This window comes from Gluconacetobacter aggeris, from assembly GCF_014174395.1.
GTDB lineage: Bacteria > Pseudomonadota > Alphaproteobacteria > Acetobacterales > Acetobacteraceae > Gluconacetobacter > Gluconacetobacter aggeris.
Genome location: NZ_JABEQD010000010.1, coordinates 96,793 through 112,397, shown reverse-complemented (window position 1 = coordinate 112,397; position 15,605 = coordinate 96,793). Strand labels below are relative to the sequence as shown.

At 64.6% G+C, this 15,605-nt stretch carries 14 protein-coding genes, 1 tRNA gene and 1 other RNA gene; 5 read left to right on the top strand and 11 right to left on the bottom strand.

Annotated features, from left to right (window positions below; genetic code table 11):
* Together mraZ and rnpB are read right to left on the bottom strand one after the other, a co-directional pair.
* On the bottom strand, positions 1-477 hold the full coding sequence (gene mraZ, locus HLH36_RS14090; RefSeq protein WP_182967157.1) for a division/cell wall cluster transcriptional repressor MraZ: 477 nt from the start codon (positions 475-477) through the stop codon (positions 1-3).
* A gap of 342 nt (positions 478-819) precedes the next feature.
* Positions 820-1,232, bottom strand: an RNA gene (gene rnpB / locus HLH36_RS14085) — RNase P RNA component class A.
* Positions 1,233-1,321: 89 nt separating this feature from the next.
* Here rnpB and HLH36_RS14080 point away from each other — a divergent pair.
* Positions 1,322-2,308: an alpha/beta hydrolase gene (locus HLH36_RS14080; protein ID WP_182986977.1), complete on the top strand. Its 987-nt coding sequence runs from the start codon at positions 1,322-1,324 to the stop codon at positions 2,306-2,308.
* Here HLH36_RS14080 and petA read toward each other — a convergent pair.
* The 3 genes from petA to zwf form a co-directional block, all read right to left on the bottom strand.
* On the bottom strand, positions 2,292-2,954 hold the full coding sequence (petA, locus tag HLH36_RS14075; RefSeq protein WP_182986976.1) for a ubiquinol-cytochrome c reductase iron-sulfur subunit: 663 nt from the start codon (positions 2,952-2,954) through the stop codon (positions 2,292-2,294). The genes HLH36_RS14080 and petA overlap by 17 nt on opposite strands.
* Positions 2,955-3,145: 191 nt before the next feature.
* On the bottom strand, positions 3,146-3,586 hold the full coding sequence (locus tag HLH36_RS14070; protein WP_182987029.1) for a hypothetical protein: 441 nt from the start codon (positions 3,584-3,586) through the stop codon (positions 3,146-3,148).
* Positions 3,587-3,600: 14 nt separating this feature from the next.
* Positions 3,601-5,082: a glucose-6-phosphate dehydrogenase gene (gene zwf, locus HLH36_RS14065; protein ID WP_182986975.1), complete on the bottom strand. Its 1,482-nt coding sequence runs from the start codon at positions 5,080-5,082 to the stop codon at positions 3,601-3,603.
* Positions 5,083-5,342: 260 nt separating this feature from the next.
* Here zwf and HLH36_RS14060 point away from each other — a divergent pair, with 260 nt between their 5' ends.
* The gene (locus HLH36_RS14060) at positions 5,343-5,618 is read left to right on the top strand and encodes a DUF2312 domain-containing protein (RefSeq protein WP_114727655.1); all 276 of its coding nucleotides are present in this window, start codon (positions 5,343-5,345) and stop codon (positions 5,616-5,618) included.
* A gap of 431 nt (positions 5,619-6,049) precedes the next feature.
* Positions 6,050-6,766 carry a hypothetical protein gene (locus HLH36_RS14055; protein ID WP_182986974.1) on the top strand — a complete coding sequence of 239 codons (717 nt, stop codon included), beginning with the start codon at positions 6,050-6,052 and terminating at the stop codon, positions 6,764-6,766.
* A gap of 181 nt (positions 6,767-6,947) precedes the next feature.
* Here HLH36_RS14055 and proB read toward each other — a convergent pair whose 3' ends face one another.
* From proB to rplU, 4 genes are all read right to left on the bottom strand, one after another.
* On the bottom strand, positions 6,948-8,078 hold the full coding sequence (gene proB / locus HLH36_RS14050; protein ID WP_182986973.1) for a glutamate 5-kinase: 1,131 nt from the start codon (positions 8,076-8,078) through the stop codon (positions 6,948-6,950).
* On the bottom strand, positions 8,075-9,127 hold the full coding sequence (gene obgE / locus HLH36_RS14045; protein WP_182986972.1) for a GTPase ObgE: 1,053 nt from the start codon (positions 9,125-9,127) through the stop codon (positions 8,075-8,077). The genes proB and obgE overlap by 4 nt, the downstream gene beginning before the upstream one ends.
* Positions 9,128-9,249: 122 nt before the next feature.
* Positions 9,250-9,519: a 50S ribosomal protein L27 gene (rpmA, locus tag HLH36_RS14040; protein ID WP_114727575.1), complete on the bottom strand. Its 270-nt coding sequence runs from the start codon at positions 9,517-9,519 to the stop codon at positions 9,250-9,252.
* A gap of 69 nt (positions 9,520-9,588) precedes the next feature.
* Entirely contained in the window at positions 9,589-9,903 is a 315-nt protein-coding gene (rplU, locus tag HLH36_RS14035) for a 50S ribosomal protein L21 (RefSeq protein WP_114727576.1), read from the bottom strand.
* A 280-nt stretch (positions 9,904-10,183) separates the two neighbouring features.
* Between rplU and HLH36_RS14030 the strand changes: the two genes are divergently transcribed.
* A tRNA-Ser gene (locus HLH36_RS14030) sits at positions 10,184-10,273 on the top strand.
* 345 nt (positions 10,274-10,618) lie between these two features.
* Here HLH36_RS14030 and HLH36_RS14025 read toward each other — a convergent pair.
* Both HLH36_RS14025 and HLH36_RS14020 read right to left on the bottom strand, forming a co-directional pair.
* The gene (locus HLH36_RS14025; RefSeq protein WP_182986971.1) at positions 10,619-11,554 is read right to left on the bottom strand and encodes a FecR/PupR family sigma factor regulator; all 936 of its coding nucleotides are present in this window, start codon (positions 11,552-11,554) and stop codon (positions 10,619-10,621) included.
* 72 nt (positions 11,555-11,626) lie between these two features.
* Positions 11,627-12,253, bottom strand: coding sequence for a sigma-70 family RNA polymerase sigma factor (locus HLH36_RS14020; protein ID WP_182986970.1), 627 nt, complete (start codon positions 12,251-12,253; stop codon positions 11,627-11,629).
* Positions 12,254-12,542: 289 nt separating this feature from the next.
* On the opposite strand from HLH36_RS14020, the gene HLH36_RS14015 reads away from it, so the two are divergent.
* The gene (locus HLH36_RS14015) at positions 12,543-15,404 is read left to right on the top strand and encodes a TonB-dependent receptor (RefSeq protein ID WP_246376874.1); all 2,862 of its coding nucleotides are present in this window, start codon (positions 12,543-12,545) and stop codon (positions 15,402-15,404) included.
* Positions 15,405-15,605: the final 201 nt, after the last annotated feature.

The following is a 15,605-nucleotide window of genomic DNA, read 5'->3' as shown; positions in this document are numbered from 1 at the left end:
TCATGCGTCGGCTTCCGGGCGCGGAGCGGCGGGGCGGGCGCCGGACAGGGCGCGCGAACGGGTCCGGGCTTCCGCGCGGCGGCGTTCGGCGGCGGCGGGTTCCCAGATCTGGAAGATCTTGCCCACGCCCATGAAGGCCACCGTTTCCGTCAGGCCGGCATGCTCCTTCAGCGGGTCGGGCAGGATGATCCGGCCCTCGCGGTCCGCGTCGATGGGATAGGCGTCGGCATAGAGGGCGGCGGCCAGGTCGTCATGGTCGTCGGAGAAGATGTCCATGCGATCCAGCGGCTGGCTCAGGGCCGCGAATGCGGCGGGCGGCCAGGCTTCGATGCAGGGATGCAGGTGCGAGGGGCGCAGGATCACCAGCGATTCGCCGGGGGTGGCGTGCGTGCGCAGGGCGGTGCGGAAGGCGGCCGGGATCGAGACGCGGCCCTTGGCGTCGAGACGGTTCTGGTGGGTGCCAAGGAACACACTCACGCTATGCGATGCTCCCTTGGTGGAATGGTTCTGGACGCAGGCGTTGCCGGGCGCCGGATGGTGCCATGCTGGGTCTGCATGGGATATCATGGGATTTTATGGGACGTCAAATTAAACGCGCGGAAATTCTGGCGGAAAACCGCTGTTTTTTGAGAATTCGTGCAGTCGTGACATTGCGGACGTGCAGTCCTCGTCCCAGCTTGGGAGAGCAATGAGGCTGAATGATGGATGTTTATGTTATGTTCTAGTTTGATGAGATCAAAACGAGAACAGATATTGTTCGCATGACTGCCGGGCCGATGGGTGGCCCGGCGGGCGCGGCGATGGATACAAGAGGGAAACGAGGCCAGACGGTCTGTAAGCCGGGTTCTGTCCACCTTCCGGAGAAGGATGGGCGACCATTCCTCTGGGACGCGCCTTGCGGCACGCCTCACGCGACCAACCCGAACGACGGGGCGGAGGAGCCCCCGACGGTGCCGCAAGCGACCCGTCTGCCGTTCCTATTCGGTCTTGCTCCCGGTGGGGTTTGCCCTGCCGCCCGCGTTGCCGCGGGCGCGGTGCGCTCTTACCGCACCGTTTCACCCTTACCCGCACCATCTCCGGCGAACCGGAATGCCGTGTGGGCGGTCTGTTTTCTGTGGCACTTTCCCTGGGGTCGCCCCCGCCGGCCGTTAGCCGGCACCGTTCCTCCGTGGAGCCCGGACTTTCCTCCATCGCATGGAAATCCATGCGACAGCGGTCGCCCGACCGCCTGGCTGGCGGAAACTGACTGTCACCCCGGGTTGCGTCAAGGGGGAATGCGCCGCATCAAAAATATAGAGAGAGCGAGCGGGAGAGATGGCGCATGGATCAGTCGGTGGCGCGACGGGAGCAGCCCGGGGTGATGGCCCGCCTGCTGATGCGGCATCTGGCCGGTCGCGGGCGCGGCGGGCGGCAGGCGGGGCGGCCGCGCACGCTCGATACGCTGCGCCGGGCGCTGGACCAGCCCTGTTTCCCGCAGGCGCTGTCCGGCCTGCCCTTGCGGCGGGTTCTGGCGCTGCGGGTGCCGGGGGCGGAGGAATTGCGGCCGGCGCGGCTGTATGTGCCCCATGGCCGGGTGCGGGGTGCGGTGCTGTTCCTGCATGGAGGCGGGTTCGTGCATTGCGGGCTGAATTCGCATCACGGGATCTGCTGCCGGCTGGCGCGGGAATCGGGAGCGGCGGTTCTGTCCTACGATTATCGTCTGGCGCCGGAACATCGCTTTCCCGCCGCGGTCGAGGATTGCCTGGCGGCGCTGGACTGGCTGGCGGGCGAGGCCTGGCGCTGGGGTGGGCCGCTTGCCGTGGCGGGGGACAGCGCGGGCGGCAATCTGGCGGCGGTGCTGTCGCTGCTGGCGCGGGACCGGGGCGGGCCGGACCTGGCGATGCAACTGCTCTATTATCCGTCATTGTATGGCGCGCGGGATGTGCCGTCGCGGCATCGCTATGCCGAGGGCTATATGCTGACGGCCCGGCTGATGGAGTGGTACGGCCAGCAATATGCCCGTACGCCCGAGGACCTGACTCATCCGCTGCTGGCGCCGATCTTTGCCGATTCGCTGGCCGGGCTGCCGCCGGCGGTCATCGTGCCCGCCCAGTTCGACCCGCTGTATGACGAGGCCACGGGCTATGCCGAGGCGTTGCGGGAGGCTGGGGGGCAGGCGGAAATCCGCTGCTTTCCCGGGACCATCCATGGCTATCTGAACATGTATTCGTTCATGCCGTGGGGGAAGGCGGCGATCCGCTTTGGCGGGCGGCGGCTGCGCGCGGCCTTTGCCGGGGCGGCCGGTCGGGCGGTCAGATCTGCTGGATAGACGAGAAGTCGAAATCCACGCCCGGCGGGTTCTCGCCGATGCGGATCGTGGTCGGGGTGGGCATGGCGTAGGGCGGAACCGGCAGGTTGTAGGGTGCGGGTGCGCCGATGAAGACCCGGCCGGCGAGATCGAACTTGGAGCCGTGGCAGGGGCAGGCATAGCCGCCCGGCCAGTTGGCGACCGGCGTGGTGGGGTCGGGGGCGGGAGAATAGGTGGGTACGCAGCCCAGATGGGTGCAGATCCCGACCACCACCCCATAGGCGGGGACGATCGAGCGATGCCAGTTGGCGGCGTAGGGTGGCTGCTGCAACGCGCCCGAGGACGGGTCGCGCAGCCGGGCGGCCAGTGATGCCTGTTGCAGCCGCTCCAGCGCCTGGGGAGTGCGGTGGGTGATGAAGACCGGGCTGCCGTGCCAGACCACGGTGATCTGCTGGCCCGGGGGCAGTTTCGATACGTCGACATCGATCGGCGGCCGGACCGAGCCCGCATCGCCGGGGCGCAGGCTGTCCAGGAACGGCCAGGAGAAGGCCGCCACCCCGGCTCCGCCGGCCGCCAGCGTCAGCAGGGTCAGGAAATCGCGCCGGTTGCCGGTGGCCGGGGTATCGGTCGCGGAGCTGTCGGTTTCGGTTGGGCCGGTCGTTGTCATGTGGATTTACCGAATTTCGGTCGATAGGTCAGAGCCTGCCTGGAAATGTGGGCTGGTGAGCGAGAGTGCCGCAAAGCGGCACGCCCGTCGTGTGTTTCCGAGCATCGGAGCAGAGCGGCCTTGATGGCCGTGAGCACCGAAGCACAGGAAACGCGCGTCGGATCGCCACCAGCGCGCATTTCCAGGCAGGCTTAGTGGGGCATGGGGTGGAAGGTGTTGGGCGATCCCCAATCGGTCTGCACCGTCTGGTCGATGCGGTTGACCTTGAGCGTGAACAGCTTGGGCAATGTCTTGCTGTCGCCGGGGCAGGAGCCGGAATGTTTTTCCATCACGTCGAAGCGGGCGGCATCCGGCGGGTCGTTGCCGTTGACGATGAACAGCAGGCAGCGGCCGGGGGTGTCGGTCATGCCGTTATGCGTCACCACGGTACGGAAATGCTCGACCAGGGCGGTGTCGTCGAACCAGTTGGCGTGGCGGAAGGTGATCTGGTCCGCCGCCTGGTCCAGCCAGCCCATGCGGGCGGCGACCGTCGCCAGCAGCACCAGCGGCACCACCATCACCACCCGGCGGACGATGCGCTGGCGCATGGTCCGCCGGGGGCGGCGTGGCGTTCCGGACGGGGTGGCAGCCATGCCGGCGGGTGACTTCATGTCATGTCCTCATGCCACGCATGGCCGTCCTCGGCCAGCAGCGCGCGGGCGGCTTCGGGGCCCCAGCTTCCGGCCGGATAGGTCTGGAGGGGGGCCTTGTTCTCGGCCCAGCCGCGCAGGATCGGGTCGACCCAGCGCCATGCGGCCTCGACCTCGTCGCGGCGGATGAACAGGATCGGGTCGCCGCGCACCACGTCGAGCAGCAGGCGCTCATAGGCGTCGGGGTAGCGGGTGCCGAATGCCTTCTCGAAGGCGATGTTGATGTCGGCCTGGCGCAGGGTCAGGCTGTCGGTGGGGGTCGGGTCCTTGGTCGAGACCGACAGGGTCACGCCCTCGTCTGGCTGGATGCGGATCACCAGCCGGTTGGCGCGCGGGGTGCCGGGGAAGATCGACCAGGGGGCGGCCTTGAACTGGATGACGATCTCGCTGCACTTCTCGGCCAGGCGCTTGCCCGAGCGCAGGTAGAACGGCACGTTGCCCCAGCGCCAGGAATGGATCTCGGCCCGGATGGCGACGTAGGTTTCGGTGTTGCTGGTGGCGTCCTCGCCCAGATCTTCCAGATAGCTGGGCAGGGTGTGGCCGTCACCGGTGCGGCCGCGTGCGTACTGGCCGCGCACCGTGAAGGCCGCCACGTCGCCGGGCGCGATGGGGCGCAGGGCGCGCAGCACCTTCAGCTTCTCGTTGCGCAGGCTGTCGGCCTCCAGCGAGCCGGGCGGGTCCATCGCCACCAGGCACAGCACCTGCAGCAGGTGGTTCTGGATCATGTCGCGCAGCGCGCCGGACTTGTCGTAATACGGTCCGCGGCTTTCGACGCCCACCGTTTCGGCCGCCGTGATCTGGACATAGTCGATCGCGTCGCTGGACCACAGGCGCTCGAACACCGGGTTGGCGAAGCGCAGGGCGATCAGGTTCTGGACCGTTTCCTTGCCCAGGTAATGGTCGATGCGGAAGATGTGGTTTTCGGGGAAGTACCGGCCGACATGGTCGTTGATCGCGTCGGCGCTTTGCAGGTCGGTGCCGATCGGCTTTTCCAGCACCACGCGCGACTGCCCGGTCACCAGCCCCTGGGCGCTGAGATTCTCGCAGATCTGGCCGTACAGGCCGGGGGCGGTGGCCAGGTAGTAGACGCGGATACGGTCCTTGGGCGCCTGTTCCAGCAGGCCCTTCAGCGCGGGCCAGGTGCTGTCGGCTTCGGCGCCGTTCAGGCTGACATAATGCAGCAGGTCGAGGAAGCGGCGCGCGGTGGCCCCGTCGAGGTCCGCCGGCTTGACGAACTCGGTCAGGGCCTTTTCGGCGCGCTCCTGATAGTCGGCGCGTGACAGAGGGGAGCGCGCGGTGCCGATGATGCGGGACTGATCGGGGATCTGCCCGTCGCGGTAGCGATAATACAGCGCCGGCAGCAGCTTGCGCATCGTCAGGTCGCCGGTGGCACCGAAGACGATATAGTCGAAAACATCAACGGGAGGGAGCTGGGGCATCGAAATACGGCCTCCTTGCATCGGGTCGGAGCATTGCGGGGGCGCACATGGCCTTTGTCGAGACCGGCACCGTTGTCATGGGGGGGGATGACCTGCCTGCACGGGTTTGGGCCGAGGCCCCGTACCCTGTCAAGTTGCCATTGACCGGCCGCCACCGTCACGATAAGCCCCCCGTTCCCTGACCGGTTGCGGCCCGATCCTCGATCCGGGGCGGATCGGAGGGGCGAGATTCCATCCCCATGCTGGAGGCAGGCCGTTCCATGGACGCGGAAAATTTCGGTGATGACGACAAGGCGGCGGCGGTCGGCGGGATTGCGGCGGACCGGCTGCGCAGCATTATCGAGCGTGTCGAGCGCCTGGAAGAAGAGCGCAAGGCCCTGGCCGGCGACATCAAGGACATTTTCACCGAAGCGAAATCGGCCGGCTTCGACGTGAAGGTCATCCGCCAGATCATCCGCCTGCGCAAGCAGGAGCCGGCCGAGGTGGAAGAGCAGGAGACGCTGCTGGACATCTACCGCCGCGCCCTGGGCATGTAAGTCTGCCTTGAAAGCCGCCCTGCTGGCGACCCGACGCGCATTTTCTGTGCTTCGGTGCTCACGGCCCACAAGGCCGCTCCGCTCCGATGCTCGAAAATACACGCCGGACGCGCCGCTCTCGCTCAGCAGGCCAGCTTTCAAGGCAGACTTTACGTTTCAAGGGATGTTTGTCTCGGGTATTGAGAGGCTGCTGCAAAAGCCCCGATGGTGAGTGGAAGCGCGGTGTCAGCCGCGCGTCTGGCGGTGGTTTTTGAGCATCGGAGCGGAGCGGCCTTGTGGGCCGTGAGCACCGAAGCGCAGAAAAGCGCCGTCAGGCCACCGCCAGCGGGGCTTTTGAAGCAGTCTCTAGGCGTTCACGCGATCCTTGCGCGGGTGGTGGCTGATCTGGTCACATGCGCGGCGGGGTTCGTTTTTTCCGTGGTCGTGCGCAGATGCCGTTTCCGTTTTCCGACTGGATGCCCTGGTGGCTGCAGCTTGTGCTGCTGATCCTGGGGATGCTGTTCATCTTCCTCTGGATGCTGGTGCCGTTCGCGGTGTTCGGCGTGAAGGGGCGGCTGGATGCCCTGGCGTTGCAGATCGAGGATCTGCAGGCCGAATTGCGCGTGCTGGCCCTTCGGCCCGAGGAGCGGGCACCGGTTTCGGTGCCGGCCCCGCGCCCGGCGGCGGCTGCCGCGCCGGTGGTGGAACCTGTGGCCCCCGCGCCGCCGCCCGTGCGGTCGCCCGGGCCCGTTTCGGCCAGCGATGCCTATGTGGCGCGGCCCGAGCGGCCGGTTTCGGCGCGTCCGACCCGTTTCGATCCGCCGCCTTCGGCGCCGGCCAGTGTACGCGCCGCGCCGCCGGTCGAGCCGCCGGCCTATGTTCCGCGTTCGGGCGCACCGGTTTCGCATGATGCCAGCCGGCCCATGCCCTGGCATGACCGGCCGGCCGCCGCCCCGCGCGATCCGATTTTTTTCGTGCCGCCGGAAGAGGCACGGCCGCCTCATATGCCGCCGCCGACCGTTCCCGACGCGCCGCCGGCAGCCGAAGAGGCGCCGTTTCGGCCGGCCTATCGCGTGCCTGACGAGCGCGCGGTCCGGCCGCAGCGCGACGATGAATGGGATGAGAGGCCCCGGTCGGAGCCCACCTTGCGCTGGCCCCCTAGAACCTGAACGGCGGGCACTCCCGTCAGACCGTCAAAGCCTGGGCGGAAATGTGGGCTGGTGAGCGAGAGCGCCGCGAAGCGGCGCGGCCGGCGTGTGTTTCCGAGCACCGAAGCGGAGCGGCCTTGATGGCCGTGAGCATCGGAGCGCAGGAAACGCGCGTCGGATCGCCACCAGCGCGCATTTCCGCTCAGGCTGTGAGGACGAGGTCGTCGCGGTGGATGATCTCGTCGCGTCCGCGCCAGCCCAGCAGGGATTCGATATCGTCCGAGCGGTGGCCGGCGATCTGGCGGGCGTCGGTGGCGCCGTAGGCGGACAGGCCGCGGGCGATTTCGTTGCCGTCCAGGTCGGTGACCACGACCAGGTCGCCGCGTTCGAACGTGCCGTGGACCGCGCGCACGCCGGCCGGCAGCAGGGACGACCCTGCCGCCAGGGCCTGTCGGGCGCCGTCGTCGATGGCCAGTTGGCCGGCCGGTGCGAGGCCGCCGGCGATCCAGCGCTTGCGGGCCGACCGCCCGTCGGGCAACGGCAGGAACCACGAGCAGCGTGCCCCGTCGCGCAGGCGCGCCAGCGGGTGCGGGTCCTTGCCCAGCGTGATCGCCATGGCGCAGCCGGCCTGGGTGGCGATGCGGGCCGCCATCAGCTTGGTGCGCATGCCGCCGGAGGAATAGCCGGGCGGAGGCGCGCCGCCCATGGCCTCGATATCCGCCGTGAGGGTAGCGATGACGGGCAGGTGGCGGGCCGTGGGGTCGATTCTGGGGTCGGCCGTATACAGCCCGTCGATATCCGACAGCAGCACGAGCTGGTCGGCGCCGGTCATTTCCGCGACCCGCGCCGCCAGGCGGTCATTGTCGCCGAAGCGGATCTCGGTGGTGGCGATGGCGTCGTTTTCGTTGATCACGGGGACGCAGCCCAGGCCCAGCAGCGTGTCGAGCGTGGCGCGGGCGTTGAGGTAGCGGCGCCGGTCTTCGGTATCGCCGGGGGTCAGCAGCAATTGCGCGGCGACCAGGCCGTGCGCCGACAGGGCATCGGTCCAGGCCTGGGCCAGGCGGATCTGCCCGACCGAGGCGGCGGCCTGTTTTTCCTCCAGCCGCAGGGTGCGGCGCGTCAGGCCCAGGCTGTGGCGTGCCAGCGCGATGGCGCCGGAGGAGACGAGGATGACCTCGATACCCGCGCCCCGCAACGCGGCGACGTCCTGCGCCACGCTGTCCAGCCAGTCGGTGCGCGGGGTGGCGTTGTGCGAATCCACCACCAGCGCGCTGCCGATCTTGACGACTACGCGGCGGGCCGCGCCCAGGCTGGGCAGTGCCGCGCCGGTCACGGCGTGGGCTCGGGCCGTTGGGTGGCGGCCGGCGGAGCCTCGTTGCGTTCGGCCTCGCGAATCGCGGTGACCTCGTCCTGCAGCAGGCGCAGCACGTCGTCCAGTCCCTGGCGGGTGACGCCGGACAGGGTGACGACCCTGGCGCCGCTGGCCTTTTCCAGCGCGCGGCGGCGGCTGGAAATCTGCTGCGGGGTCATGGCGTCGATCTTGTTGAGCGCGATGATCTCGGGCTTGGCGGCCAGGCCGGGATCGTAGGCTTCCAGCTCGTGGCGGATGGTGCGCCATGCCTTGACCACGTCGCCGGCGGCGCCGTCGATCAGATGCAGCAGCACCGCGCAACGCTCGACATGGCCCAGGAAGCGGTCGCCCAGGCCCGCGCCCTCATGCGCGCCGGCGATCAGGCCGGGGATGTCGGCGATGACGAATTCCTCGGACACCGACAGGCGCACGACGCCGAGCTGCGGGTGCAGGGTGGTGAAGGGGTAGTCCGCGATCTTGGGCCGCGCGGCCGAGACGACGGAGAGGAAGGTGGATTTGCCCGCGTTCGGCAGGCCGACCAGTCCGACATCGGCGATCAGCTTCAGGCGCAGCCAGATCCAGCGTTCCTCGCCCGGCCAGCCCTTGTCGGCGCGGCGGGGGGCGCGGTTGGTGCTGGTCTTGTAATGCGCGTTGCCGTAACCGCCATCGCCGCCATGGCACAGCACGATGCGCTTGCCGGGCTCGTCGAGGTCGGCGAGCATCGTCTCGCGGTCTTCATCGAAGATCTGGGTGCCGATCGGCACCTGGATCACGACCGGAGGGGCGGCGGCACCCGTACGGTCCGAGCCGGCGCCGTTGCCGCCCTTGCGGGCGCGGAAATGCTGGGTGTAGCGGAAATCGATCAGTGTGTTCAGGTTGCTGGCGGCGACGAACACGATGTCGCCGCCGCGCCCGCCCTTGCCGCCGTCCGGACCGCCGAATTCGATGTATTTCTCGCGCCGGAAGGCCACGACGCCGTCGCCGCCGTCACCGGACTTTACGTAGATCTTGGCTTGGTCGAGGAATTTCATCGTACTGGTCCGGTGGCAGCTTGTGGTCCTGGCTGGAGATAATACCCCGCCATGACGCAAAAAGGGCCGGTCCCGAGGACCGGCCCTTCGCGGGTCGAAAACGGTCCCGAGAAGCGGGGTGCTTACTCGGCCGCGATCGGCAGCGCCTCGACCGACACGTGCACGCGGCCTTCGGCGCGGCGCTCGAACTTCACGTGGCCATCGACCAGCGCGAAGATCGTGTGGTCGCGGCCGAGGCCGACATTGGTGCCCGGCTTCATCTTGGTGCCGCGCTGACGGAGGATGATGTTACCGGCGATCACGCTCTCGCCGCCGAACTTCTTGACGCCGAGACGACGTCCGGCGCTATCGCGCCCGTTGCGGGATGAACCGCCTGCCTTTTTTTGTGCCATTGCCTGAACTCCTGACTCTGAACTGACCTGATAAGCCTGCCGGCGGCGCTGTTAGGCCGCCTGGCGGGTTCAGGCGGCGTTGATCTCGGCGATGCGCAGCACGGTGACGGGCTGGCGATGGCCGTTCTTGCGGCGGCTGTTCTGCCGGCGGCGCTTCTTGAAGATGATGACCGTGTCCAGACGGTCCTGCGCGATGACCGTGGCGGTCACGGTGGCGCCGGGGACCAGCGGGGCGCCGATCGTCGTGCCGCTCTCGCCGCCGACGGCGAGGACGTCGGTGAAGGTGATGGTGGAGCCGGCTTCGGCTTCCAGCTTCTCGACCTTCAGGACGGTGTTGGGGGAAACGCGATACTGCTTTCCGCCGGTACGAATGACTGCAAACATGTTCTAACCTGTCTTTCCGATCTCTTGGCGCGTGCGGCCCCGTGGCGGGACAGGCGACGCGACCCAGTCGCTTTTTTTTATTGGCCGTGCGGACACGGCTACCCCTCGTCAGCGCGGGGGCGAGGTGCGGCTTTTACTGCCGGCTGCCGCGCGCCGTCAACCGCCGATTGATCGGCTGGGCGGGAGAGGGGGGAATATTATGTCGGAAAAACGCATCAAGGTCTCTTGCACGCCCTGCGGCACCACCCTATAAGCCCGATCCATCGCCGCTAGCGAAGACGGAGAGGTGCCGGAGCGGTCGATCGGGGCGGTCTCGAAAACCGTTGTGCGTGCAAGCGTACCGTGGGTTCGAATCCCACCCTCTCCGCCATTTCAGTTCGTCTCTGGGCATGCCAATGGGCGCCGACTGTCGGCAATTTCGACACGTTGCGCCAGCGCGCAGGTGATCCCGCCGATAGCCGCCCCCCTTCGAGCAGGGGGCGCTCGCGTATGGCCTGCGAAAACCGTCGGATCATGGCCGGGCTGGGCGCCTTGTGACCGGCGTTGTCGAGCATGGCGTCGCCCGATCCCGGCCGGGGTCAGGCACTCCGTATAGTGGATGACGGCGCAATTGTCTGCGTGTAGTCGTTGAATCGACGGGGCGTATCGCCGTTCAACAGATAGACGCGCATCCGCAACAGCCTATATGTGGCGATTTGCCACACGCAGCCTTCGGTCATGTCAGGACAATCCGGTCCTTCGTCGCCTGAAGGCCGCACCGAAACAGTTTCTGCACAGCGCGAGCGAAATCGTAGGGTTGAAGCAGGCTGAAGCGGCCAGTCACAAGCTGGTCGGCAAGAACGGGATTGTCGATGGAAATGACGATCGGCGAATATTTCATAAACTGCGACGCAGCAGCGACAAGGGACGTGTTTCGTAGCACGATCTGCCCGCCGCGCCAGGCCCGCCTGGTCAGGGATTCGGCATCCTTCATGCTGTCATGGCGGGCGACGGCCGGCGTGCCTTCGGCAGGCAGCGACAACCGGTAAACGGCTGGTGCGTCCAGGCGCATGACGGAGCCATGGGAGGACACCCGGACGTCTCCGCCATAATTGACCAGTTCAATCCCATCGCGATGTACCGACAGGTCGAAATCCGCATGACGTGTCTGCACGCTGAAACCGCCGGCGGACAGGTGGCACCCGCTTCCCGTTCCTTCCACCCCGATACGGCCGCTCAACACTTGGACGCTCCCCCTGGAACTCTGGGGTACATCCATGTCCGACAGAGCGTCGAGGATAAGAACATTCCCCTGCCACGCATAGCGCCGGGGCGCTTCATGGGCATGGCGCACAAAAAAGAGCGGGTCCGGCGGCACGCGCTTCGTGACGAAGAGGGCCCCGCACGCGGCGGCGGCCCCGGCGATCGCCATTCGCCGCGAGACAGGAAACCGCGCATTGACCGGCATGCTCTGCGGCGCGGCGGCATAGTCCAGCGCGCGGTAAAGCGCGGCAGCCCGTACATATGCGCCAAAATTGCGGCTGTCTTCCTTCAGCCAGGCGTCCAAACGCGCGGAATCGGTTGCGGGCAACGGCTCGCCGTCCTGGCGGATAATCCATTCTTCCGCCTGTCTCGCGCGCTGTGTTCCGATCTTCCGCACGGCGGCTGTCACGCGATCTCCGGGAGATGCATCATATGTGTCATTTTCCTGCCCCGCATATAGAAGTCCATCATATATCGGTCGCTATTTCTTTATCTTCTCGGGTTTCCGTACATGATCGAACGTATCATCTCCCGCCATTTCTTCGGACGACACTGACATCGTTGTGCTTTCAAGATCATCCGAAATCAGCTTGAGCCCGCGCAGAACGCGGCGCTCGACCGTGCGTCTTGTGATGCCGAGTTTTTTCGCGATCTGATTGTAGGTCATGCAATAGATCTTACGCAGCAGAAAAGCGTCGCGATATTCCTTCGGCAGACTCAGCACGCGTCCCCTGATACGCGCCATCTCCTGTCGCGATGCGGCATGCCTTTCCGGAGTAAGCTGGGTCATGGGCTCGTGCCCGTCATCGAATGCGAGGGCTTGGCCAACATAGCGGACGTTCGCCTTGCGCGCCTCCTCGATGACCAGATTATGGGCGCAGCGAAAGAAAAGGGCCCTCCCGTTCAGGATTTCTCGCTCCGGCCCCGCGCAAAGACGGGCATAACATTCCTGGATGACGTCGTCGGGATCGACCAGCGTGAACCGCCTGAGCCACTGCCTCACCTCACGCTCATGCGGCAACACATGGTCAATGATCCATGCCAGTCGGGACTCATCGAGAGGCTTCGGAGGCCTCTCCCCGCGTTCTGTCCTGCTGGTTTCTTCCACGGCCTTGCGGCATCCCCTGCCAGATCACGGTGGCTACCTATCACGCCTCGCTTCCGCCCTTAAAGCCAGGCACGGGCCGCTGACGATCGGCCGCTGCCGCGTGCTGTTGAAGGCCGCCCTCATGAAACAAAGCCTTTTCCATGCTTTAAGGGCGAGCGCGCCGAGACGGAAATTATCCTCAATATTTCCGTCATATAATTTTCACAATAATTATGGTCATCGGGGAGGGAAAAACGACATCGCCGCTCGTCTTAGCTGTGCTTTTCACAAACCCTGAGGTTCGAGCGTGATGCGTCGGTTCATTTGTCCTTTTTCCGCAATTCTTATGGGGACAAGCCTCTATTTTGCAGATGCGGCCAGGGCGGCAACGCATCGGTTCGACATCCCGGCCGAAAACGCGCCGGATGCCCTGTCCAAGTGGCAGAAGCAATGCGGGATCGGCGTTCTGGCAAAGGGCGCCGATGTCGAAGGCCTGAGGTTTCACGCCGTGCGGGGGAGCATGGACGACCAGGCAGCCCTTCGCATGATGATGCAGGGTTCTCCTTTGTCCATAGAACGATTCGACGGAAAATTTGTCGTTATTGTAAGGAAATATACAAAGAGAGAGACCATTGTACGGAAGGTCGAGGGAACGGAGGACGTCTTCGCGATCGGCTATCACAACGCTCTCTCGCATAAAAGGGCGTCTGACGTCGTGGTGGACAGTATTGCCTACGACCCCATCCAGACGCTGGGCGGTGCATCGTCCATCGCGCAATCCCTGGTCCTTTTGCCTGGGGTCACGGCGATTACCGATGGCGACGAGCCGCGTTATGTCAGCCTGCGCGGTATTTCTCCTGACCTCAATCATACCAGCATCGACGGCATCGCCCTGGCAACCGTGGGAGAAAACGGAACCGGGGCGCGACGTGTGAACTTGCAGAACATCCCGAGCGACATGACGGCGCGGACGGATATCTATAAATCGTTCACGGCAGAGCAGGATGCCGGCGCCATCGGCGGCGTCGTGGACCTGATTCCAATGAGTGCCTACGACCATAAGGGATTCTATAAATTTATCGATGCGGACGCGATCTATTCCACCCTGGCGGGCATCGCGGGCAAGGATGGCGCCAAAGGCGGCACGCCGCACTGGGGCCAGGGCGTCAAGGGGATCGTCTCTGACCAGTTCGGCAAGGACAACGAATTCGGTATCGTCCTGTCGGGTCGCTATCAGTATCGGGTCAGAAACTCCAGCAAGACCTTTGGCTATTCGCAATATTATAATACCGCCGGGCAAGCGATCAATTCACCTGCCCTGCCTGGCTGGAATGGCCTTTTGACGCCGAGCAGATTTCAAAGTGCCGACTATTCCGATGCGATCACCAATGTCGGCGGTTCGGGTCGATTCGAGTGGAGGCCCACCAGAAGCAACCTGCAAGCCTCGGTCATGGGATGGGCCTATCGTCGTGGTGAGGGCAATACCGGCTCTTACGACACGATGTACACCAACAGCGTGACTCATCAGACGGGAGCCGGCGGACGCGAGAAGATCGGCAGTGTGTATCTCAGCCAACGCACCGGTGATACGTGGCAGCGCGACAGCTATGGTGTGCTCGGCCATCTGGAGTGGCGCAGCAGGCAATCGCTGCTGTCGCTGAAGGCTGGCTACACATGGGAGACCTATGCCAATGGCGAACGTTACCTCGAAGCCCGGACCTACCCGACCAATCAGTCCCTGACCTATGGCGGCGGTGGTCCGAATAATAATATGACCTATATCACCGGTTATGATCAACCGGGCTTCTGGAACAACGCCGTCTTCAAGATCGACTCCGCCGACATTTACGCGGAGCGCGCGATTGAGAAACTGCCGACCGCGCGGTTGGATTATTCGTGGAACACCGGAAAGAGCGATCGCGGCTTCGGCGTGGCGGCCGGATTCGAATGGCGTGAAATGTCGATTTCACGCAATGCCAGCGAGGACATGTTCAATACGGGACAGGTTCTGGACCCGAAATACTTCCTGCATCCTGACTACAGGCTGGTCGGTTTCGCGAAACCCCTGCCGGTCATTAACGTGTCCGGTTTTCCGTTCTCGACTCTGCCCCTCAATGCCGCGCAGACGGCATATTATTCCGGCACGTCGGATTATGCCTACCAGGAAGATCTGTATGATGGCTATGTCTCGCTGCGCTATCGCCTGCCGCGTACGGTGATCATCGCCGGCGTCAGGACGGACGCGGTGAATTATACCGGTTGGACGCCGCAGATCAGCAACAGCATGCTGACGGGAGCGACGACGGTCACGCATGGCGGGTATCTCAATCCGCTACCGTCCGTCGATGTCATCCATCACTTTCCCTACGCGGTCAATCTTCATGCATCCTTCAGCATGACGGTGGGCCGCCCCAACCCAAGCCAGCTGGCCGCCGCCGAATATATCAGCTGCGGGAACACCAGCACGCCGGGCAGCATCACCGACTGCTCGATCTCGATGGGCAATCCCAACCTGCGACCGCGTCGAGCCAAGAATTTCGACATTTCAGTCGATAAATATTTCAACAAAAATAACGGATTTGTCAGTCTGGCGTTTTTTGACAAATGGATTAAAGACGATATCTATACTCTTAGTTCATTCCAAACTATCAACAACCAGCTTTATACGGTCAATCGGCCGGAAAATGCCAACGGATCGACGATCATGGGGCTGGAATTCAGCGCTACGGAGCGAAATATCCGTTTCCTGCATCAGGTTTTCGACCTGTCCGCCAATGCGACGTGGATGAACGGCAGCATGCAGTACATGTTCGGGACGCAGATGGCCACCACCCACAGTCTGATCAACCAGCCGACCGTCCTGGCAAATGGCGCGGTGACATGGAAGATTCCCCAGATAGATGGCGGTCTTCGCGTAACGGCGAATTATTCTGGTGGCTATGTCACGAGTTTCGGTGCCACACCGGGCCTGTATTACGGATTCGGCTCGCTCTTCACGATGAACCTGGCTTTCTGGCACCGGGTTATTCCGCATCTGATGTTCAAATATGAACTGATGAATGTCGCCGACCAGCAGCCATATAATACCTACGGGTATGAAGGCCATGTCAGCTTTATCAACCAGTACCAGTACTACGGTCGGGGCGCCTATTTCCATGTGATCTTCGATTGAAGTCTTTGCGGACGACCGTTCGCTTTCCCGAAACGCATCGCAGGAAGGAATTGCCTCGTCATGTCATACCGCACGCCATCTGCCGAGAAATGCAGGGCGGCAGGGCGTCCGGCCCGTCGGCCTGCCATCAGGGCATCACTATGCGCGTTCTGCATTTCCTCCGCCATTGTGATGGGACATGGCGACGGCAGGGCGAGGACG